A 15,890-nucleotide genomic window follows, 5' to 3' on the forward strand; every position below is an offset into this window, starting at 1 on the left:
GACTGTGCGCCTGGGGCAAGGCGGCGCGGCGGTTCAGATCCGTTCGTCCGGACGCAAGGTCAGCACCTGCACGCCATCGCGCGTCACCGCCACCGTATGCTCGAACTGGGCGGACAGCCTGCCGTCGCGCGTCGTCACCGTCCAGCCATCGTCATGGTTGTGCACCTCGGGCCTGCCCTGGTTCAGCATCGGTTCGATCGTGAAGACCATGCCTTCCTGCAGGACCAGTCCGGTGCGCGGGCGGCCCCAGTGCGGCACCTGGGGCGGCTCGTGCATTGCGCGGCCGATGCCGTGGCCGCAGTATTCGCGCACGACCGAATAGCCGTGCAGCCTGGCGTGGCGCGCGATGGCATGGCCGATGTCGCCGAGCTGGGCGCCGGGGCGGACGGCCTCAATGCCTTTCCACAGCGCCTCATAGGTCACCTGCACCAGGCGACGGGCTTCCGGGTCCACCTCGCCGACCAGGTAGGTCTTGCTGGAGTCCGCGATGTAGCCGTTCTTCTCCAGCGTGATATCGAGGTTCACGATATCGCCGTCCTCCAGGAATTCCGTCGTGGACGGGACGCCGTGGCAGACGACCTCGTTGCGCGAGGAATTCAGCACATAGGCAAAGCCATACTGGCCCTTGCTCGCCGGCCGCGCATGGAGCTCGTCGACGATGAAGCGCTCGACCAGGTCGTTGACTGCATGGTCGACATGCCGATCAGCTTCAGTCCGTCGAGGTAGCCGAAGACGCTCGCCAGCAGCCGGCCCGATTCCGCCATCAATGCGATTTCTTCCGGGCGCTTGATCATGCGGTCGCCCCGGCAAGCAGGGGCGCCTCGACCCCGGCGGCACGCAGTTCGCGCACGATGATCTCGTTGAAGCTCAGCGTGGGGTTCAGTTCGCTCAGCATGCCGATCTTGATCCAGAAGGCGGCCTGGGCGTTGATGGAGCGGTTGCCCACGGTGCTGGCCTTGCGGACCTGGTCGTGCAGCTCGTCGTCGATGTTCACGATGCCCATTTGTCGCTCCTATATATGATCCATATATGGAGTATATATAGGTGGCGCGCCCCAGCGCAATGCGTTTTCTCAGCCGCCGGGATGTCAGAGTGCGGGGAGGATCCAGTAGATCCAGAGCGTGAGGACGGCGTATGCCAGTAGAGGCGCCGCCAGGGCGAGCACGACAAGCCATTTCATGACAGTTGCGGTACGGGTGCGCAGGCCGGCGTGCCGCCTCACCAGGCGCCTGGACCACAGGGCGCCCGGTCCTGCGACCAGCAGCGCCAACATATAGGTGATACCGAGCACCGCGATCATGAGAAAGGCGTCTGAGCCTCCCGCCGCGCCCTTGTGTTGCTGGGCGTACGCGATGCCGGCGGCAACCCAGGAGGCGGCCATGAGCAGCGGCGCCAGTCCCAGCAGCATGAGGACGTTGGCGAGGTACAGCTTATGTTGGGCGATCATGGTGTGTTCCTCTGGACAGGAGCGTCTTGTGCCGCCATCCGGCCTGCGCCGACGCCTACCCATACAACGACGCACAAGACCGAAAGCGGCGTCAGGAAGACGAGCGGCACCGTCAATTCCGGGCGCCTGGCAGCGACGAAATGGCAACCCAGGTTGACCAGCAGCGGGATCAGGAGCCGCACGGCCGCATAACGGTTCAGGCGCCGCACGGCGTCGTTCGGTCCGTAGTCGACGAAGTTCAGCAGCTTGCGGTCCGGGGCGAAGAACAACAGCGCGGCGACGAAGGCGAAGACCAGGGCGAGGACAAGGAAGATGTCTTGCATGCGTTTGTTCCCCTAGTTGGATGATGGGCGCGCGCTGTCGTCCTGCGCCGCCCCCGCCTGCGTCTGCTGCCTGAACTCCTTCGGCGTCACCTTGACCAGCTTCTTGAACAGCCGGCTGAAGTAGGCCGGGTCCTGGAACCCCAGCTCGTAGGCGATGCTGGCGATCCCCGCGGGCACATAGGTCAGCTTGCGGCAGGCTTCGAGCATCAGGCGGTCCTGGGTGATCTCGAAGGCGGACTTGCCCGACAGTTTGATGCAGAGCCGGTTCAGCCGCGTCGGCGCTACGCGCAGCAGTTCGCAGTACCGGCCGACCTGCCACTGCTCCTTGTAGTGGCGCTCGACCTCGACCCGGAAACGGCTGAACAGCTCGAAGTCGCCGCGTCCCGAGGTATCGGCGATGCGGCGTTCGGCATGCACGCGCACCAGCATCAGCAGGGTGCTGCGCGCCAGCCATTCGAGCATCAGGGTGTGACCCTGGCGCGGCCAGGCCGCTTCCGCAATCAGGTTCTGCAGCAGCGCATCGATGCGCGCGCGCATGTCCGGCACGGACTCCAGGCCGATCGCCAGCGGCTGCACGAACAGCGGCGTGAACAGGTCGCCTTCATGGCCGGCGGCGGCGAACAGCATGTTCTGGTCGATGGTCAGCACGTAGCCGTGCGCCTCCTCCGAGAAATCGAAGCCATGGGGCAGCGAAGGGTGGATGGTCAGCGCGACCGGCGCGGCACACTCCCACAGGGCGCCGTCGATGTTCGCGCGAACTTGCCCGCCGAGTAAAAAAAGTACCTGAAACAAGCCCGCATGGGTATGGGTGTCGATGTGCCAGTCGTATTTGCGGCTGCGTGTCTCGATCAGCTCGATATGCACGCCTTCCGCGTCGGTGCCCCGCGTGAGCTCGCCATACAGGGCGAACTGGGGGATCTGGGCGGGCAGGGCGGCGTGGGGCGTCGGCATGGCTGGGAACGAAGTGTCCGCAAGGGAATGCAAAAATAGTACAAGTTTTTTCGGCTTTCATCCATTCATATCGCATCAGGCGCGCACTAAGCTGTCGATATACAAAACACAAACACGGAGACATATCATGCGCACCCAGGTCGCCATCATCGGCGCCGGTCCGGCCGGCCTTCTGCTTTCCCACCTGCTGCACCTGAACGGCATCGAATCGATCGTGCTCGAATCGCGCAGCCGCGCAGAGATCGAGGCGACGATCCGCGCGGGCGTGCTCGAACAGGGCAGCATGGACATCCTCAACGACGCCGGCGTCGGCGAGCGCATGCGCAAGGAAGGCGCCCTGCACCACGGCATCGAGTTCGCCTTCGGCGGCCGCCGCCACCGGATCGACCTCACCGAGCTGACCGGCAAGGCCATCACCGTTTATCCGCAGCACGAGGTCATCATCGACCTGGTGGCGGCGCGCCTGGCGGCCGGCGGGCAGATCCTGTTCGAATCGCACGAGGTCGCACTGCACGATCCGAGCACCGAGCGTCCCGCCGTGACCTTCGTCCACCAGGGCGAGGCCCGGCGCATCGAGGCCGATTTCGTGATCGGCTGCGACGGCTTCCATGGCGTGTCGCGTCCGGCCATTCCCGAGACCGCCCGGCAGGATTTCCAGCGCACCTATCCCTTCGGCTGGTTCGGCATCCTGGTCGAATCGGCGCCGTCCTCAAGTGAACTGATCTACGCCCAGCACGAACGCGGCTTCGCCCTGGTGTCGACCCGCTCGCCGACCGTGCAGCGCCTCTACTTCCAGTGCGACCCCAAGGACCACGTCGACAACTGGTCGGACGACCGTATCTGGGCCGAACTGCACGCCCGCCTGGAGCACAACGACGGCTGGAAGCTGAACGAGGGCCGCATCTTCCAGAAGGGCATCATCGGCATGCGCAGCTTCGTCTGCGCGCCAATGCGCTCGGGCCGCCTGTTCCTGGCCGGCGACGCGGCCCACATCGTGCCGCCGACCGGGGCCAAGGGCATGAACCTGGCGATCTCCGACGTCAAGCTGCTGTCGCAGGCGCTGGACAGCTACTACAAGAAGGGTAGCGAAGAAGGGCTGGACGGGTATTCGGAAGCCGCCCTGAAGCGCATCTGGCGTGCCGAGTATTTCTCGTGGTGGATGACGCGCATGCTGCATACCTTCGCGGACGCCTCGCCCTTCGAGCGCCAGGTGCAGCGGGCGGAGCTGGAGAACGTGGTGGCCTCGCGGGCGATGAGTACGGCGCTGGCGGAGAATTACGTCGGGGCGTTCTGAGCGGCTCGCCGATTCAACGGTGTGAGCGGTTGGTCGATTGTGGTATCGGTGGGCACGGGGCGCCCACCATGAGGCGCGTCCGCGGTGCTACCGTTCTTCCGTGACGGCGGTCAGCAGCGCCACCGCCTCGTTCGCCCCCATCTTCGCCGCGGCGTCCCGCGCCGACATCCCACCCGCATCGACCGCCAGTGGATCGGCGCCGCGCGCCAGCAGCAGGCGGGCGATGTCGATGCGGTCGAACATGGCCGCGATCATGAGCGCGGTCTTGCCGTTCGGACCGGCCGCGTCGACCTGGGCGCCGCTGTCGAGCAGCAGCGTGGCCACCGGCAGGTCGCCCTTGAAGGCGGCCCCGGCGAGCGGGGTCTGGCCGGCATCGTTCAGCAGTTCCGGATCGGCGCCGTGCTCGAGCAGCACGCGGGCGGCGTCGAGGTGGCCGTGGTAGCAGGCCAGCATCAGGAGGCTGTCGCCGCGCTCGTTGCGCAGGTTCGGCGGCAGTCCCTGGTCCAGCAGGGTGGCCAGCTCCCCGGCGTCGCCGGTCCGCGCGTGCTGGAACACCCGGCGCACGAAGGCCAGGGTGTCTTCGTCGAGTTCGCTCGGGTTGGCGGGGCGGGGCGGTTCCTGCGCTTGCATCGGGTTCTCCTGTTCGGTAAGCCTGCATTGACGACATCGCCCATTACATCACAGGCGCCGCCCGGGCGTCGCCCGCTCCCGCTCAGCGGGCCGGCGTGGTGTGGCGCGCCGGCGCCGCTGTCTTGCGCAGCAGGGGATAGGGATTGATCGCGCCGCCGGTTTCGTAGATGCCGTAGTGCAGGTGGGGCGGCGTGCCCGCCGCATTGCCGGTCGTGCCGACGTAGCCGAGGATGGTGCCGGGACGCACGCGCTGGCCGTTCTCGATGTCGGCGTAGCGGTCCAGGTGGGCGTAGTAGTGACGCTGGCCGCCGGGGCCGAGAACCCACACCACCTGGCCGCCGAGGCGGTTGGTGCCGACGCGCAGGACCACGCCCTCGGTGCTCGCGATCACCGGCGTGCCGCGCTTGGCGAAGATGTCGATGCCCTCGTGCCTGCGGCCGCCGCTGCGCGCGCCGCCCCAGGTGTCGCGCAAGGCCCGCGCCTCGACGCCGCGCACCGGCACCGGCAGGCTGGAAGGCGCCGGGAGCGACGCCAGGCGCATCGCATACAGCATGTTCTTGACGTAGGGGCCGACCAGGGCGTACGCGCCGACGAACAGGACGATCAGGACCAGGCTGCGCAGCAGTATTCGCATGGAGAGTCTCGTTGGCGGCGCCCGGCGCGGTGGCGAGCCGGGACGCAAGAACGCGCAGGCGCGCGGTGGTGGCCGGGCGCCTGCGCCTGTGTGGAGACCGGCGGCGCTGCGCCGCCGGCTGTCCTACTACCTACTACCTACTACCTACTACCTACTACCTACTACCTACTACCTACTACCTACTACCTACTACCTACTACCTACTACCTACTACTAACTGCTAACTGCTAACTGCTAACTGCTAACTGCTTACTACTTACTACTTACTACCTACTACCTACTACCTACTACCTACTACCTACTACCTACTACCTACTACCTACTACCTACTACCTACTGCTCCTTGCCCATCACGTCCTGGTCCAGGCTGCGTCCCGGCGGCCCGCCCTGGGTGGTCGGACGCTGAGAATCCGACGATTGTTGCGAACCGGATTGCTGGGAGCCCGACTGCTGGGACTGCCCCTGCTGGGAGCCGGACTGTTTCGACTGCGACTGTCCGCCCTGCATGTTGCCGGCCGAACCGCGGGTCCCGGTGCCGAGCGCCGGCGTGACATAGTCGTCGTCCGGCTCGGCGGCCTGCTTGTTGCCGGCACGGTTGCCGGAGTCGCGCGCCGAGGGCTTGCCGACGCCGCCGTCGCGCACGCCATCGTTCAGGTTGCCAGTGGTGCCGGTGATGCCCGCGCTGCTGGTGCCGACGCCGCTCAGTTCGTCGAAATTGTTGCCTTTCATGCCATGACCTTTGTTCTCGCCCATACTCGCCTCCCGCGTTCACGTGTCGATGCCTCGATGGTAACTTGCGCACTTGTAGGGACAATAGGAGAGGGGACGATGCGCCTGTAGGAACTGTCGGACGAGAGCTAAATTCAATCCGACGCCACGATTTTTCCGGCCGTGCTAGCCTTTCCTTTTGGCAACTTTTCGGAGGGCAAGCGTGCACACCCAGGTCAAGGATTCAGTGATGGAAGCAATCGGCAACACCCCTGTCGTCCGGCTCAAGCGCGTCTTTCCCGACGCACAGGTGGTCGCCAAACTCGAATACATGAATCCGGGCGGCAGCATCAAGGACAGGATGGTGAGGCACATGCTGCGCGGCATGCCGGCCGGCACCCGCCACGTGGTCGAAAGCTCCTCCGGCAATACCGGCGCCGCGCTGGCGATGGCGAGCGCGGTCTACGGCCTGGACTGCGACGTGACCGTGCCCAGGACCACCAGTTGCGAGAAAACGAAGCGCATCGCGGCTTACGGGGCGCGGGTGCACCCCTGCAGCGTCGATGGCGGGGTCGACTATCACACGGCGGCCGAGGAGATCGCCCGCGACTCCGGCGCCTACTACCTCGACCAGTACTGCTCCGATCTGAACCGCCAGGCCCATTACCGCGATACGGGTCCCGAACTGTGGGGGCAACTGGCCGGCGAGATCGACGTGTTTGTCTGCGGCATCGGTTCCGGCGGCACGATTTCCGGCATCGGCCGCTACCTCAAGGAACAGGACCCGAAGCTGCACGTGATCGGCGTCGAGCCCCTGCATTCGTCCTACCGCCGCCTGGTCACGGACGCCAGGGCCGAGGGCGAGTTCGCCACCGTGATCGAGGGCGTCGGCAAGCGCCAGCCCTCCAGCAGTTTCGACCCGGCGGTGGTCGACGACGTGGTCCAGGTCCCGGACGACGAAGCACTGGAATGGGTGCAGCGCCTGGCGCGGGAGGAGGGCATCCTCGCCGGCGGATCGAGCGGCTGCGTGAGCGCCGGCATCGCCAGGCTGCTGCCGCGCCTGCGCGGTGCGCGCATCGCCACCGTGTTTCCGGACTCCGGCGCGTTCTACCTGTCCAAGTATTTTTGACGGCGAGGGCGACGCGGGACGCCGCGCGCATGCTTGCGCCGGGCCGGTATTTTGCGCGCCGCAGCGTGCTCTACTGGACCGCCCAACCGTAGAATAGCGTTTGCAGCGATGTCTACTTCCCGGAAGGAAATGCCCATGTCTTATATGTTGCTGATCCAGGAGCCCGTCGGCCAGCGCGCCACGCGCACCGAGGCCGAGGGCCGCGCCCTGTACGAACGCATGCTGCGTTTCGGCGACGCCTTGCGCGAGGAGGGCGTACTGCTGGGCGCACAGTCGCTGGCGCCGCTTTCGCAGGCGGCGCGCGTGACGCTCGACGGCGGCAAGGCGCGGGTAATCGACGGCCCCTTCGCCGAGGCCAAGGAAATGATCGGCGGCTTCTATCACGTGAGCGTCGCCACGCGCGAGGAGGCGCTGGCGCTCGCCGCCCGCTGCCCGGCGGCCGAGTGGGCGACCATCGAAGTGCGGGCGCTGGCTCCCTGCTATCAAAGCTGACACCCGAAGCTGAAAAATTTTTTCGCATGACCTGTCGATTTCCGGCCCGCCCGTTCGTCGTGGTGTCGAAAGCCGGTTTTTCACGGGACTATCCGCCCCGGGCCAGGCAATCTTTCACATAGAGGAGAACGAACATGCGCTTCATGATCATCGTCAAGGCCACCCCCGAGTCCGAAGCCGGCGTCATGCCGGGCGAGGAACTGCTCAACGCCATGGCCGACTACCACCAGGAACTGGCGCGCGCCGGCGTCCTGCTCGACGCCAACGGCCTGCATCCGAGCAGCAGGGGCTGGCGCATCCGCTACAACGGCAAGGAGCGCACCGTGACGGACGGCCCGTTCACGGAATCGAAGGAAATGATCGCCGGCTACACCATGATCCAGGCCCGCTCGCGCGAGGAAGCCCTGGAATGGGCGCGCCGCTTCCCGAATCCGCGCGGCGAAGGGATCGATGCCGAGATCGAGGTGCGCCAGGTGTTCGAGCTCGACGATTTCCCCCAGACCGAGGCCCTCGAACGCTTCCACGAGCTGGAAGCGGCCCCGCAAGCGCAGGCCTGAACGCCGCCCCGCCTTCACGCTCAAGAAAGGGAACACCATGCACAAGCAGATTTTCGTCAACCTGCCGGTGAAGGACATCGACAGGACGCGCGCATTCTTCGGCAGCCTCGGCTTTTCCTTCAATCCCCAGTTCAGCGACGACAAGGCGCTGTGCATGGTCATCAGCGAGCACATCTACGCGATGCTGCTGCAGGAAAGCTATTTCCAGACCTTCACCACGAAACCGGTGGCGGACGCGCGGACCAGCACCGAGGTGCTGACCTGCCTGTCCTGCGACAGCCGCGAGGAAGTCGATGCCCTGGTGGCGAAGGCGCTCGCCGCCGGCGGCCGGGCGCCGAACGAGCACAAGGACTACGGCTTCATGTACTACCACGGCTTCGAGGATCTCGACGGCCACGTCTGGGAGCTGATGTACATGGACCCGAACGCGGTGCCACCCCAGGCCTGATGGAAGACCGCGCAGCAAAGGCGATCGGCGCGGTCTGGCGCATCGAATCGGCCAGGATCGTGGCCGGCGTCGCGCGGCTGGTGCGCGACCTCGGCCTGGCCGAGGAACTGGCCGGCGATGCGCTGGTCGCGGCCCTCGAGACCTGGCCCGCGTCCGGCGTCCCCGATAACCCCGGCGCCTGGCTGATGCGCACGGCGAAGAACGCCGCGCTCGACCGCCTGCGCCGCGACAAGGCGTTCCGGGAAAAGCTCCAGCAGATCGGGCCGGACCTGGAAGCGCAGGAGGCGCATGTTGTGCCCGACTTCGTGCCGGACTTCGTCGACAGCCTCGATGCCTCCCGCAACGACCTGGGCGACGACATGCTGCGCCTGATGTTCATTGCCTGCCATCCCATCCTCTCGCAGGAAGCCCGGCTGGCATTGACCCTGAAGCTCGTCGGCGGCCTGGCCACCCACGAGATCGCGCGCGCCTTCCTCGTGCCCGAAGCGACGGTCGCCCAGCGCATCGTGCGCGCCAAGCGCAGCCTCGGCCAGGCGAGGATTCCCTTCGAGCTGCCGCCGCCCGCGGAGCTGGCCGAGCGTCTCGGCACCGTGCTCGAGGTGGTCTACCTGGTCTTCAACGAGGGCTACACCGCGACCGCGGGCGAGGACTGGATGCGCCCGGCCCTGATCGAGGAAGCCCTGCGCCTGGGACGCATGCTGGCCCAGCTCGCGCCCACGGAGCCGGAAGCGCATGGCTTGATTGCGCTGATGGAGCTGCAGGCTTCGCGCGCGAAAGCCCGGGTCGACGCCTCGGGACGTCCGGTGCTGCTGCTCGACCAGGACCGGGCGCGCTGGGACGGCATCCTGATCCGGCGCGGCCTGGCGGCGCTGGCGCGCGCCGAAGGTCTCGGCGGGGAATCGGGGCCGTACGCGCTGCAGGCTGCGATCGCCGCCTGCCATGCGCGGGCACGTACTGCGGACGCGACCGACTGGGCGCGCATTGCCGCGCTCTACAAGGAACTGGCGCGGATCATGCCCTCGCCGGTGGTCGAGCTGAACCGGACGGTGGCGGTCGGCATGGCCGAGGGGCCGGCGGCCGGCCTGGCGCTGGTCGATGCGCTGGCGGGCGATGCAGCGCTGCGCGGCTACCAGTGGCTGCCGAGCGTGCGCGGCGACCTGCTGGAAAAGCTGGGAAGGCGGGACGAGGCGCGCGCCGAGTTCGAGCGGGCGGCGGCGATGACGGCGAATGCGCGCGAACGCGCCTTGCTGGAGGCACGGGCGAGCGCATTGTAAGGGAATCGGGCTGGCGTGCAGCCCGGCGCAGCGATTACTCGCCGTGGTGATGCTTCTCGTACTCGTCGGCTTCCGCCTTGGTCGCGTGGACGATGCCGTCCGGATGTTCCGGCGGGGTGTACAGGGTGTACAGGCGCATCGGCTCGGTCTGCGAAGTGTTGATGACGTTGTGCTCGGTGCCGGCCGGGATGACGACGGCGACGCCGTCTTCCAGCGCATGCTTTTCGCCGTCCAGGATGGCGACGCCTTCGCCCGCTTCCACGCGGATGAACTGGTCGTGGCCGGTATGGTGCTCGGTGCCGATCTCTTCGCCCGGCTGCAGGGTCATGATGACCAGCTGGCTGCGCTCGGTGGTGTAGAGGACTTCGCGGAAGTTGTTGCCCGCGAGCGTTTTTTCTTCGATGTTGATGCTATAGCCCGACATGATTTCTCCAAAATAAGTGGCGGCGCATCCATGGCGCCGCGCCATCTTGATTGTATAGCACGCAAGGAGAGGCCGTCGGTCGCCGCCTTTCCGTGCCGAGCATGGAAGAAACCAGGCCGCGCCCTCAGCGTTTCCAACCGCGTTCGCGGGCCGCGCGCTCGGCCTGGGCGTCGAGCGCCGCGCCCTCGATGCGCTCGTCGATGGCTTCCAGCACCGCCGCCGGCATCTCGCTGGCGGCCTGGCGGTACTCGGTGCCGGCGGCGCCGCCTTCCTCGAACACGGGAATGCGCCAGCCATCGCCTTCGCGGCAGGCCAGGCCGGCGCTGCCCTGGAGCTGGAAGCTGCGGCAATAGCCGCCGTCCTTGGTGGCGAAACTGGTGCCGATCCGCACCGGGCCCTGCGGCTGGGCGCTGGCCAGCTGGTCGCTGAGCGCGCCCGCCAGCGCTGCGCCGGCGACCAGGCGTCCATCCGCATCCGCGCTCACCCAGGTTTTGTCGCCGCCGGCCCCGCCCAGCCAGGCGCTGCCGGCAAGCACGCCGACCACCAGCGAGGCGGCGATGCCTCCCCATTGCAGCCAGGCCGGACGGCGCCCGGCGTTCGGCCTGCCCGAGGTTGCCGCGGCCGCGGCGGCCTGCCTGCGGGCCTCGCGTACGGCGTCGAGCGAGACCACGCCCGGGGCCGGGGGCGGCGCGGGGCGCAGGCGCTCGGGAACAGGTTCGTCCAGCACGCCGGCATAGGCGCCGAACACCTTTGCCCGCAAGGCGCGGTGGCGCTCGATGGCGGCGGCCACCTGCGGGTCTTCGCGCATCGCCCGCTCGACGGCGCTGCGCTGCGGCTCGTCCAGTTCGCCGTCGGCATAGGCCATCAGGGTTTCGTCGGAAAAGTTCATGTCATGGTCCTCGTTTCATCGGACAAGAGTTTCTGCAATGCGTCGCGCGCCCGCGCCAGACGGCTGGTCAGGGTGCCGATCGGGATCTCGAGCGCCTCGGCGGCATCCTTGTAGGACAGCCCGTCGACCAGCACAAGGCCGACCACCAGCCGGTGCTCCTCGGACAGCAGGCTCATCGCCTTCTGCACCGCGAGCCGCTGCTGGTGCGCCTCGGCCGAGTCGTCGCCGACCTGCTCGCCTTCCTCCTCGGGCGCGAAGACCTGGTCGCGGCGCACGCGGCTGCGCACTTCGTCGATCCAGGCGTTCTTCACGATGCGGAACATCCAGCTGTCGAGCCTCGTCCCTTCGGTAAATTGTTCGCTGCGGCCGAGCGCGCGTTCCATCGCGACCTGGACCAGGTCGTCGGCGTCCTCCCGGTGGAAGGTGATGGAGCGCGCGAAGCGGCGCAGGCGCGGCAACAGGGCGGCAAGGTCGGTGGCGAGCATAGGGATCACGTGGTTCACATCGCTGGGTTCACATCAACATAACGACGGCGGGAGGGATTTTATTCCATCGTCCAAACGTTTTTCAGTAAGAAACTTCGAAAGACCATTGAATGTATGATCTCGTCCATGACCCCACGCCGCCTTTTTTCTTCCCTGACGCTCTGCGCCGCGGCCAGCTGGAGTACGCCCGCCGCTGCGCAGTTGCGCCTGCCTTCCCTGGGCCTGCCGCAGATAGGCCAGCCGGGCCAGTCCGGCCTGGACAACCTGACCCGGCCGGCCGAGCGCCTGCTCGACCGCGCCGTCCCGGGCGACCTGTCCAGGCTGCGCCTGGACCAGGTCGGCCAGCTGCTGGAGCGCTACCCGAAGCTGGTCGAGCCCGACCCGCGCGGCGCGCCCGTCGTACGGCGCGAGATCCTGGCCAGTTCGCCCAGCCTTGATGCCTTGCGCGCGGCGCTGGCGCTCGGCATGACGGTGCTGCGCGAGCAGCGTTTCGAGGAACTGGACGAATCGCTGGTGGTGTTGCGCGTGCCCGACGCGCTGTCGACTGCCGAGGCACTGGAGCGCCTGCGCGCGCTCGACCCGGAGGGCGGCTACGACTTCAACCATCTGTATACAGGCAGCGGAGGCGCCGGCGGCGGCGCGGTGCCGGAAGGGGCGGCCAGCGCCGGCGTCGTCGGCCTGATCGACAGCGGCGTCGACACCGGCCATCCTGCGTTCGAGGGCAGCACCATCGAACGCTACGGCTGCGAGGGAGCGGTCCACCCGGCGCCGCACGGCACGGCGGTGGCGGCGCTGATGGTCGGGCGCGCCGGCCGCTTCGAGGGCGCCGCCCCGGGCGCGCGCCTGTACGCCGCCGACATCTATTGCGACAGCCCGGTCGGCGGTTCGGCCGAGCGCATCGTCGCGGCCCTGGCCTGGATGGCGCGCCAGAAGGTCGGCGTCGTCAACATCAGCCTGGTCGGTCCGCCCAACACGCTGCTGGGGCGTTCGGTGGCGGCGATGGTGGCGCGCGGCCACCTGCTGGTGGCGGCGGTCGGCAACGACGGCCCGGCGGCGCCGCCGCTGTACCCGGCCAGCTACCCGGGCGTGGTCGGCGTGACGGGCGTGGACCGCCAGGGCCGCCCGTTGCCCGAGGCGGCGCAGGGCCCCCAGGTGATGTTCGCGGCGCCGGGCAGCCAGATGGTGAGCGCGGCGCCGGGCAGGCCGCCTTACCGCCAGGTGCGCGGCACCTCGTTCGCGGCCCCGCTGGTGGCGGCCCTGTTGTCGACGCGGCTGCCCCAGCCGGACCGCCAGGGCGCGGCGCAGGCGATCGCGGCGCTGGCGCGGCAGGCAGACCATTCCGACCCGGCCGCGCGTCATGCGCTGGGTTTTGGCGTGGTCGGTGCGGGGCTGCGGATGGACCCCGCGCGCTTTCGTTGAAATTTTTTTCCAGGGTGATGGAATAAACGGTCGAGTCCGCTCGTTTTCCTGATAACGGCGCAGGATTGTCCCCGCCACTTACAGGAGAAACGAACATGAAGACCAAAAATATCGCTCGCTACATCGCCATCGCCCTGACCCTCGGCGCCGCAGCCTCGGCCCATGCCCAATTGCTGGGCGGCGGCGGAGGCGGTCTCGGCGGCTCGCTGGGCGGCATGATCGGTGGTGGCGGCGGCATGGGCGCGCGCATGGGCGGCATGGAACAGATGGGCGGCCGCGGTTCCCTGCTGGGCCAGCGCACCATCGAGCGCCAGGTCGAGGCTGGCGGCAGCGGCAGGGCCGAGGGCAGCGGCAGCGCACGCGCCGCGGCGCCCTCGGTGACGGGTCAGCTGGGCGGGGCCCTGGCCCGTGAATCCTCCGGCGCGGCCAGCGCCCCGCGTGACGCGGGCGACGCCGGCCAGGCAGGCGCAATCGCGCGGCCGGCATCGGCCTTGAGCGGCAGGCTCGCCGGCGCAGGCAGCGCGGGCGGCGCCGCCGGCGCGGACAACGCGCCTTCCGCCCCGGCATCCAGCAGGGGCGCACTCGGCGGCGCGCTGGCTGGACAAGCGGGCGCCAGCCGCTCGGCAACGGTCGGCGCCGGCCAGGGCAGTGTCGGCGGCAGCGCCCAGGGGCAGGGCGCGGGCGAGGCCTCGGTCGCATTGACGCCGGGCGTCTCGGCCGGGCAGGCGCGCGACCTGGCCGGTGCTGCCCGCGCCCATGCCGGGGCCGCGGCGGCGCCGGCGGTGGCGGGCGCCCGCAACCAGGCCGGCGCCACCCGCGCCTATGCGAGCGCCACGACGGCGAACGCCCGCGGTGTGGCCAACGGCACGGCCAGCGGCGCCGCCGGCGCGGCCGGTTCCGCGCTCGCAGGCGTGAAGGGCGCCGCGGGAAGCGCGGGCAGCGCAGGCCTGCCGGCTTCGGCCGCGCTGGGCGGCTCGGTCTCGACGGGCGCCAGCGCTTCCGGTTCGGGCGCAGGCGCGGGCAGCGACAGCGGCAGCGGCGCGGGCACGAACTGATCGCCTGGCCGGGCCGTTCGGCGGCATCGGATCGCATCCCGGCGACGCCCCTCCGCCGCCGGGGTGTGGTTTCATTTATAGCAAAGCCGAATGTCTATATAGAAAATTGATCGTTCTTGCTTGCCCGCATATGTCATATACTCCACGGTTCGAAAATTCAGCCGTTGGAGAAGTTCTTGAAAACCCGCCGCACATTCATCGCCTGCGCGATTGCGCTGTCCGCTCAACTGTCGTTCGCAGCGACCGCCCACGCCGACCAGCTGGCCGACATCCGGAAGAAGGGCGAGATCGTCTTCGGCGTGCTCGGCACGGACGAGCCGAACAGCTTCATCGATCCGAAGACCCGCGAACTGGTCGGTTATGAAATCGATATCGCGAAGGCCGTGGCGAAGAAGATCGGCGTCAAGCCGGTGTTCAAGCAGCTGTCGGTGGCTGCCCGCATTCCCGAGCTGCAGCAGGGCCACGTCGACGTGCTGGCCGCCACGCTCACCCACAACAAGGAACGCGAGTCGCAGGTCGACTTCGCGCTGACCCACTTCGTCACCGGCTCGAAAGTCATGGTGCGCGCGGCCAGCGGCATCACGGCGCTGCCCCAGATGGCGGGCAAGAAGGTCGTCACCGTCCGCGGCGGCACCCAGGAAACGAATATCCGCGCCGCCGTCCCGACGGCAAATATCGTCACCTTCGAGAACACCCAGCAGGCCTTCCAGGCCCTGCAGCAGGGCAAGGGCATCGCCTATGTGAACGACGAGTCCTCGCTGCTGGCCGACTACGGCAAGCTGGGCCCTGCGGCGAAGAACTTCACCATCCTGCCGACCAGTATCGGCGTCGAGTCGATCGCCCTCGGCCTGCGCAAGGGCGAGAAGAGCCTGAAGGGCGTGGTCGACGCCACCCTGCGCGAGCTCGAAAGCAGCGGCGCGGCCAACCAGCTCTTCAACAAGTGGTATGGCCCGGGCACCCGCCCGAACATCGCCAAGCGCGCCTTCACTATCCATACCGACAAGATCTGAGCATTGCCCGAGCACTGAGCTTTGACGTTTTTCGATCCCAGTATCCTGCAATCCGGCCAGTACCATGACTGGCTGGTGCAGGGCCTCGTCCTTTCCCTGCAACTGACGGCCGCCAGCTTCGTGCTGGCGCTGCCGTTCGGCGCGCTCCTGGCGCTGATGCGCAGCTCCCCGAACCGCCTGTTGCAGGGCGTCGCCGCCACGGTCGTCGAGGGCATCCGCAACGTGCCCCTGCTGGCCCACCTGCTGTTCTGGTACTTCGCCTTTCCCGAACTGCTGCCCGAACCGCTCAAGATGGCGCTCTACGACAGCAATCCGGAAGCGATCTGCGCGGTGATCGCGCTGAGCCTGTACAGCGGCGTGCACATGGCGGAGGACATCCGCAGCGGCATCCGCGCCGTCCCGCGCGCCCAGGTCGAGGCGGCCCGTTCGCTCGGGCTGGGACGCATTGCCGCCGTGCGCCTGGTGCTGATGCCGCAGGCGATCCGCATCGCCGTGCCGCCGCTGCTGTCGCAGACGGTGAACCTGTGGAAGGACACCAGCGTGGCCACCGTGATCGGCGCGGCCGAGATCATGTACCAGGCCGCGCGCGTGGAGACCGCGACCTTCCGCAGCGTCGAAGCCTTCACCTTCGCGACGCTCGCCTACCTGACGGTGTCGCTCATCATTTCCCTGGCCGCGCAGCTCTACCAGCGCCGCTTCCCGGTACGTACCGTATGAGGCC

20 protein-coding genes and 1 pseudogene are annotated in these 15,890 nt (G+C 68.0%); 10 read left to right on the plus strand and 11 right to left on the minus strand.

Going from position 1 to position 15,890, the window contains the following annotated elements; translation table 11 throughout:
* Positions 1 to 33: 33 nt before the first annotated feature.
* The 5 genes and pseudogenes from map to ACSUZJ_RS12845 form a co-directional block, all read right to left on the minus strand.
* Positions 34 to 794 (minus strand): annotated as a pseudogene (gene map / locus ACSUZJ_RS12825) (type I methionyl aminopeptidase).
* Entirely contained in the window at positions 791 to 1,003 is a 213-nt protein-coding gene (locus tag ACSUZJ_RS12830) for a ParD-like family protein (RefSeq protein ID WP_499408676.1), read from the minus strand. The pseudogene map and the gene ACSUZJ_RS12830 overlap by 4 nt, the downstream one beginning before the upstream one ends.
* Positions 1,004 to 1,087: 84 nt before the next feature.
* A complete protein-coding gene (locus ACSUZJ_RS12835) occupies positions 1,088 to 1,447 on the minus strand; it encodes a hypothetical protein (protein ID WP_499408678.1) in 360 nt (119 codons plus the stop codon).
* Positions 1,444 to 1,770: a hypothetical protein gene (locus tag ACSUZJ_RS12840; protein WP_499408680.1), complete on the minus strand. Its 327-nt coding sequence runs from the start codon at positions 1,768 to 1,770 to the stop codon at positions 1,444 to 1,446. Before ACSUZJ_RS12840 ends, ACSUZJ_RS12835 begins: the two co-directional genes overlap by 4 nt.
* Before the next feature lie 12 nt (positions 1,771 to 1,782).
* Complete coding sequence (locus ACSUZJ_RS12845) at positions 1,783 to 2,721, minus strand: helix-turn-helix domain-containing protein (RefSeq protein ID WP_499408682.1); 939 nt, start codon at positions 2,719 to 2,721, stop codon at positions 1,783 to 1,785.
* 127 nt (positions 2,722 to 2,848) lie between these two features.
* On the opposite strand from ACSUZJ_RS12845, the gene ACSUZJ_RS12850 reads away from it, so the two are divergent.
* Positions 2,849 to 4,015, plus strand: a complete 1,167-nt coding sequence (locus tag ACSUZJ_RS12850; RefSeq protein ID WP_499408684.1) for a 4-hydroxybenzoate 3-monooxygenase — start codon at positions 2,849 to 2,851, stop codon at positions 4,013 to 4,015.
* Between the two features lie 87 nt (positions 4,016 to 4,102).
* Here ACSUZJ_RS12850 and ACSUZJ_RS12855 read toward each other — a convergent pair whose 3' ends face one another.
* The 3 genes from ACSUZJ_RS12855 to ACSUZJ_RS12865 form a co-directional block, all read right to left on the minus strand.
* Positions 4,103 to 4,645 (minus strand): ankyrin repeat domain-containing protein, encoded by a 543-nt coding sequence (locus tag ACSUZJ_RS12855; protein WP_499408686.1) that lies wholly within the window; start codon positions 4,643 to 4,645, stop codon positions 4,103 to 4,105.
* 82 nt (positions 4,646 to 4,727) lie between these two features.
* A complete protein-coding gene (locus ACSUZJ_RS12860) occupies positions 4,728 to 5,279 on the minus strand; it encodes a M23 family metallopeptidase (RefSeq protein ID WP_499408688.1) in 552 nt (183 codons plus the stop codon).
* A gap of 333 nt (positions 5,280 to 5,612) precedes the next feature.
* On the minus strand, positions 5,613 to 6,008 hold the full coding sequence (locus tag ACSUZJ_RS12865; RefSeq protein ID WP_499408690.1) for a hypothetical protein: 396 nt from the start codon (positions 6,006 to 6,008) through the stop codon (positions 5,613 to 5,615).
* A 229-nt stretch (positions 6,009 to 6,237) separates the two neighbouring features.
* Between ACSUZJ_RS12865 and ACSUZJ_RS12870 the strand changes: the two genes are divergently transcribed.
* The 5 genes from ACSUZJ_RS12870 to ACSUZJ_RS12890 all read left to right on the plus strand — a co-directional run bounded on the left by ACSUZJ_RS12870 (position 6,238) and on the right by ACSUZJ_RS12890 (position 9,887).
* Entirely contained in the window at positions 6,238 to 7,116 is an 879-nt protein-coding gene (locus ACSUZJ_RS12870) for a PLP-dependent cysteine synthase family protein (RefSeq protein WP_499408692.1), read from the plus strand.
* A 135-nt stretch (positions 7,117 to 7,251) separates the two neighbouring features.
* Complete coding sequence (locus tag ACSUZJ_RS12875; protein WP_499408694.1) at positions 7,252 to 7,608, plus strand: YciI family protein; 357 nt, start codon at positions 7,252 to 7,254, stop codon at positions 7,606 to 7,608.
* Between the two features lie 134 nt (positions 7,609 to 7,742).
* Positions 7,743 to 8,165: a YciI family protein gene (locus ACSUZJ_RS12880; RefSeq protein WP_499408696.1), complete on the plus strand. Its 423-nt coding sequence runs from the start codon at positions 7,743 to 7,745 to the stop codon at positions 8,163 to 8,165.
* A 37-nt stretch (positions 8,166 to 8,202) separates the two neighbouring features.
* Positions 8,203 to 8,613: a VOC family protein gene (locus ACSUZJ_RS12885; RefSeq protein ID WP_499408698.1), complete on the plus strand. Its 411-nt coding sequence runs from the start codon at positions 8,203 to 8,205 to the stop codon at positions 8,611 to 8,613.
* Positions 8,613 to 9,887 carry an RNA polymerase sigma factor gene (locus ACSUZJ_RS12890; protein ID WP_499408700.1) on the plus strand — a complete coding sequence of 425 codons (1,275 nt, stop codon included), beginning with the start codon at positions 8,613 to 8,615 and terminating at the stop codon, positions 9,885 to 9,887. Before ACSUZJ_RS12885 ends, ACSUZJ_RS12890 begins: the two co-directional genes overlap by 1 nt.
* A gap of 34 nt (positions 9,888 to 9,921) precedes the next feature.
* On the opposite strand, the gene ACSUZJ_RS12895 is transcribed toward ACSUZJ_RS12890, so the two are convergent.
* From ACSUZJ_RS12895 to ACSUZJ_RS12905, 3 genes are all read right to left on the minus strand, one after another.
* Complete coding sequence (locus ACSUZJ_RS12895; RefSeq protein WP_499408702.1) at positions 9,922 to 10,311, minus strand: cupin domain-containing protein; 390 nt, start codon at positions 10,309 to 10,311, stop codon at positions 9,922 to 9,924.
* A 124-nt stretch (positions 10,312 to 10,435) separates the two neighbouring features.
* Positions 10,436 to 11,200, minus strand: a complete 765-nt coding sequence (locus tag ACSUZJ_RS12900; protein WP_499408704.1) for an anti-sigma factor family protein — start codon at positions 11,198 to 11,200, stop codon at positions 10,436 to 10,438.
* Entirely contained in the window at positions 11,197 to 11,685 is a 489-nt protein-coding gene (locus ACSUZJ_RS12905) for an RNA polymerase sigma factor (RefSeq protein ID WP_499408706.1), read from the minus strand. Before ACSUZJ_RS12905 ends, ACSUZJ_RS12900 begins: the two co-directional genes overlap by 4 nt.
* Positions 11,686 to 11,811: 126 nt before the next feature.
* Between ACSUZJ_RS12905 and ACSUZJ_RS12910 the strand changes: the two genes are divergently transcribed.
* From ACSUZJ_RS12910 to ACSUZJ_RS12925, 4 genes are all read left to right on the plus strand, one after another.
* Positions 11,812 to 13,104 carry a S8 family serine peptidase gene (locus ACSUZJ_RS12910; protein WP_499408708.1) on the plus strand — a complete coding sequence of 431 codons (1,293 nt, stop codon included), beginning with the start codon at positions 11,812 to 11,814 and terminating at the stop codon, positions 13,102 to 13,104.
* Between the two features lie 95 nt (positions 13,105 to 13,199).
* Positions 13,200 to 14,159, plus strand: a complete 960-nt coding sequence (locus ACSUZJ_RS12915; RefSeq protein ID WP_499408710.1) for a hypothetical protein — start codon at positions 13,200 to 13,202, stop codon at positions 14,157 to 14,159.
* A gap of 176 nt (positions 14,160 to 14,335) precedes the next feature.
* Positions 14,336 to 15,169, plus strand: a complete 834-nt coding sequence (locus ACSUZJ_RS12920; RefSeq protein WP_499408712.1) for an ABC transporter substrate-binding protein — start codon at positions 14,336 to 14,338, stop codon at positions 15,167 to 15,169.
* A 21-nt stretch (positions 15,170 to 15,190) separates the two neighbouring features.
* A complete protein-coding gene (locus ACSUZJ_RS12925; protein ID WP_499408714.1) occupies positions 15,191 to 15,886 on the plus strand; it encodes an amino acid ABC transporter permease in 696 nt (231 codons plus the stop codon).
* Positions 15,887 to 15,890 lie beyond the last annotated feature (4 nt).

The sequence above is a fragment of the Telluria sp. B2 genome (genome assembly GCF_051789535.1).
In the GTDB taxonomy this organism is placed as follows: Bacteria; Pseudomonadota; Gammaproteobacteria; order Burkholderiales; family Burkholderiaceae_D; genus Telluria.

Coding starts and splice junctions, on each gene's coding strand:
- ACSUZJ_RS12830 (WP_499408676.1), bottom strand. CDS start 1,003: ATGGGCATCGTGAACATCGACGACGAGCTGCACGACCAGGTCCGCAAG.
- ACSUZJ_RS12835 (WP_499408678.1), bottom strand. CDS start 1,447: ATGATCGCCCAACATAAGCTGTACCTCGCCAACGTCCTCATGCTGCTG.
- ACSUZJ_RS12840 (WP_499408680.1), bottom strand. CDS start 1,770: ATGCAAGACATCTTCCTTGTCCTCGCCCTGGTCTTCGCCTTCGTCGCC.
- ACSUZJ_RS12845 (WP_499408682.1), bottom strand. CDS start 2,721: ATGCCGACGCCCCACGCCGCCCTGCCCGCCCAGATCCCCCAGTTCGCC.
- ACSUZJ_RS12850 (WP_499408684.1), top strand. CDS start 2,849: ATGCGCACCCAGGTCGCCATCATCGGCGCCGGTCCGGCCGGCCTTCTG.
- ACSUZJ_RS12855 (WP_499408686.1), bottom strand. CDS start 4,645: ATGCAAGCGCAGGAACCGCCCCGCCCCGCCAACCCGAGCGAACTCGAC.
- ACSUZJ_RS12860 (WP_499408688.1), bottom strand. CDS start 5,279: ATGCGAATACTGCTGCGCAGCCTGGTCCTGATCGTCCTGTTCGTCGGC.
- ACSUZJ_RS12865 (WP_499408690.1), bottom strand. CDS start 6,008: ATGAAAGGCAACAATTTCGACGAACTGAGCGGCGTCGGCACCAGCAGC.
- ACSUZJ_RS12870 (WP_499408692.1), top strand. CDS start 6,238: ATGGAAGCAATCGGCAACACCCCTGTCGTCCGGCTCAAGCGCGTCTTT.
- ACSUZJ_RS12875 (WP_499408694.1), top strand. CDS start 7,252: ATGTCTTATATGTTGCTGATCCAGGAGCCCGTCGGCCAGCGCGCCACG.
- ACSUZJ_RS12880 (WP_499408696.1), top strand. CDS start 7,743: ATGCGCTTCATGATCATCGTCAAGGCCACCCCCGAGTCCGAAGCCGGC.
- ACSUZJ_RS12885 (WP_499408698.1), top strand. CDS start 8,203: ATGCACAAGCAGATTTTCGTCAACCTGCCGGTGAAGGACATCGACAGG.
- ACSUZJ_RS12890 (WP_499408700.1), top strand. CDS start 8,613: ATGGAAGACCGCGCAGCAAAGGCGATCGGCGCGGTCTGGCGCATCGAA.
- ACSUZJ_RS12895 (WP_499408702.1), bottom strand. CDS start 10,311: ATGTCGGGCTATAGCATCAACATCGAAGAAAAAACGCTCGCGGGCAAC.
- ACSUZJ_RS12900 (WP_499408704.1), bottom strand. CDS start 11,200: ATGAACTTTTCCGACGAAACCCTGATGGCCTATGCCGACGGCGAACTG.
- ACSUZJ_RS12905 (WP_499408706.1), bottom strand. CDS start 11,685: ATGCTCGCCACCGACCTTGCCGCCCTGTTGCCGCGCCTGCGCCGCTTC.
- ACSUZJ_RS12910 (WP_499408708.1), top strand. CDS start 11,812: ATGACCCCACGCCGCCTTTTTTCTTCCCTGACGCTCTGCGCCGCGGCC.
- ACSUZJ_RS12915 (WP_499408710.1), top strand. CDS start 13,200: ATGAAGACCAAAAATATCGCTCGCTACATCGCCATCGCCCTGACCCTC.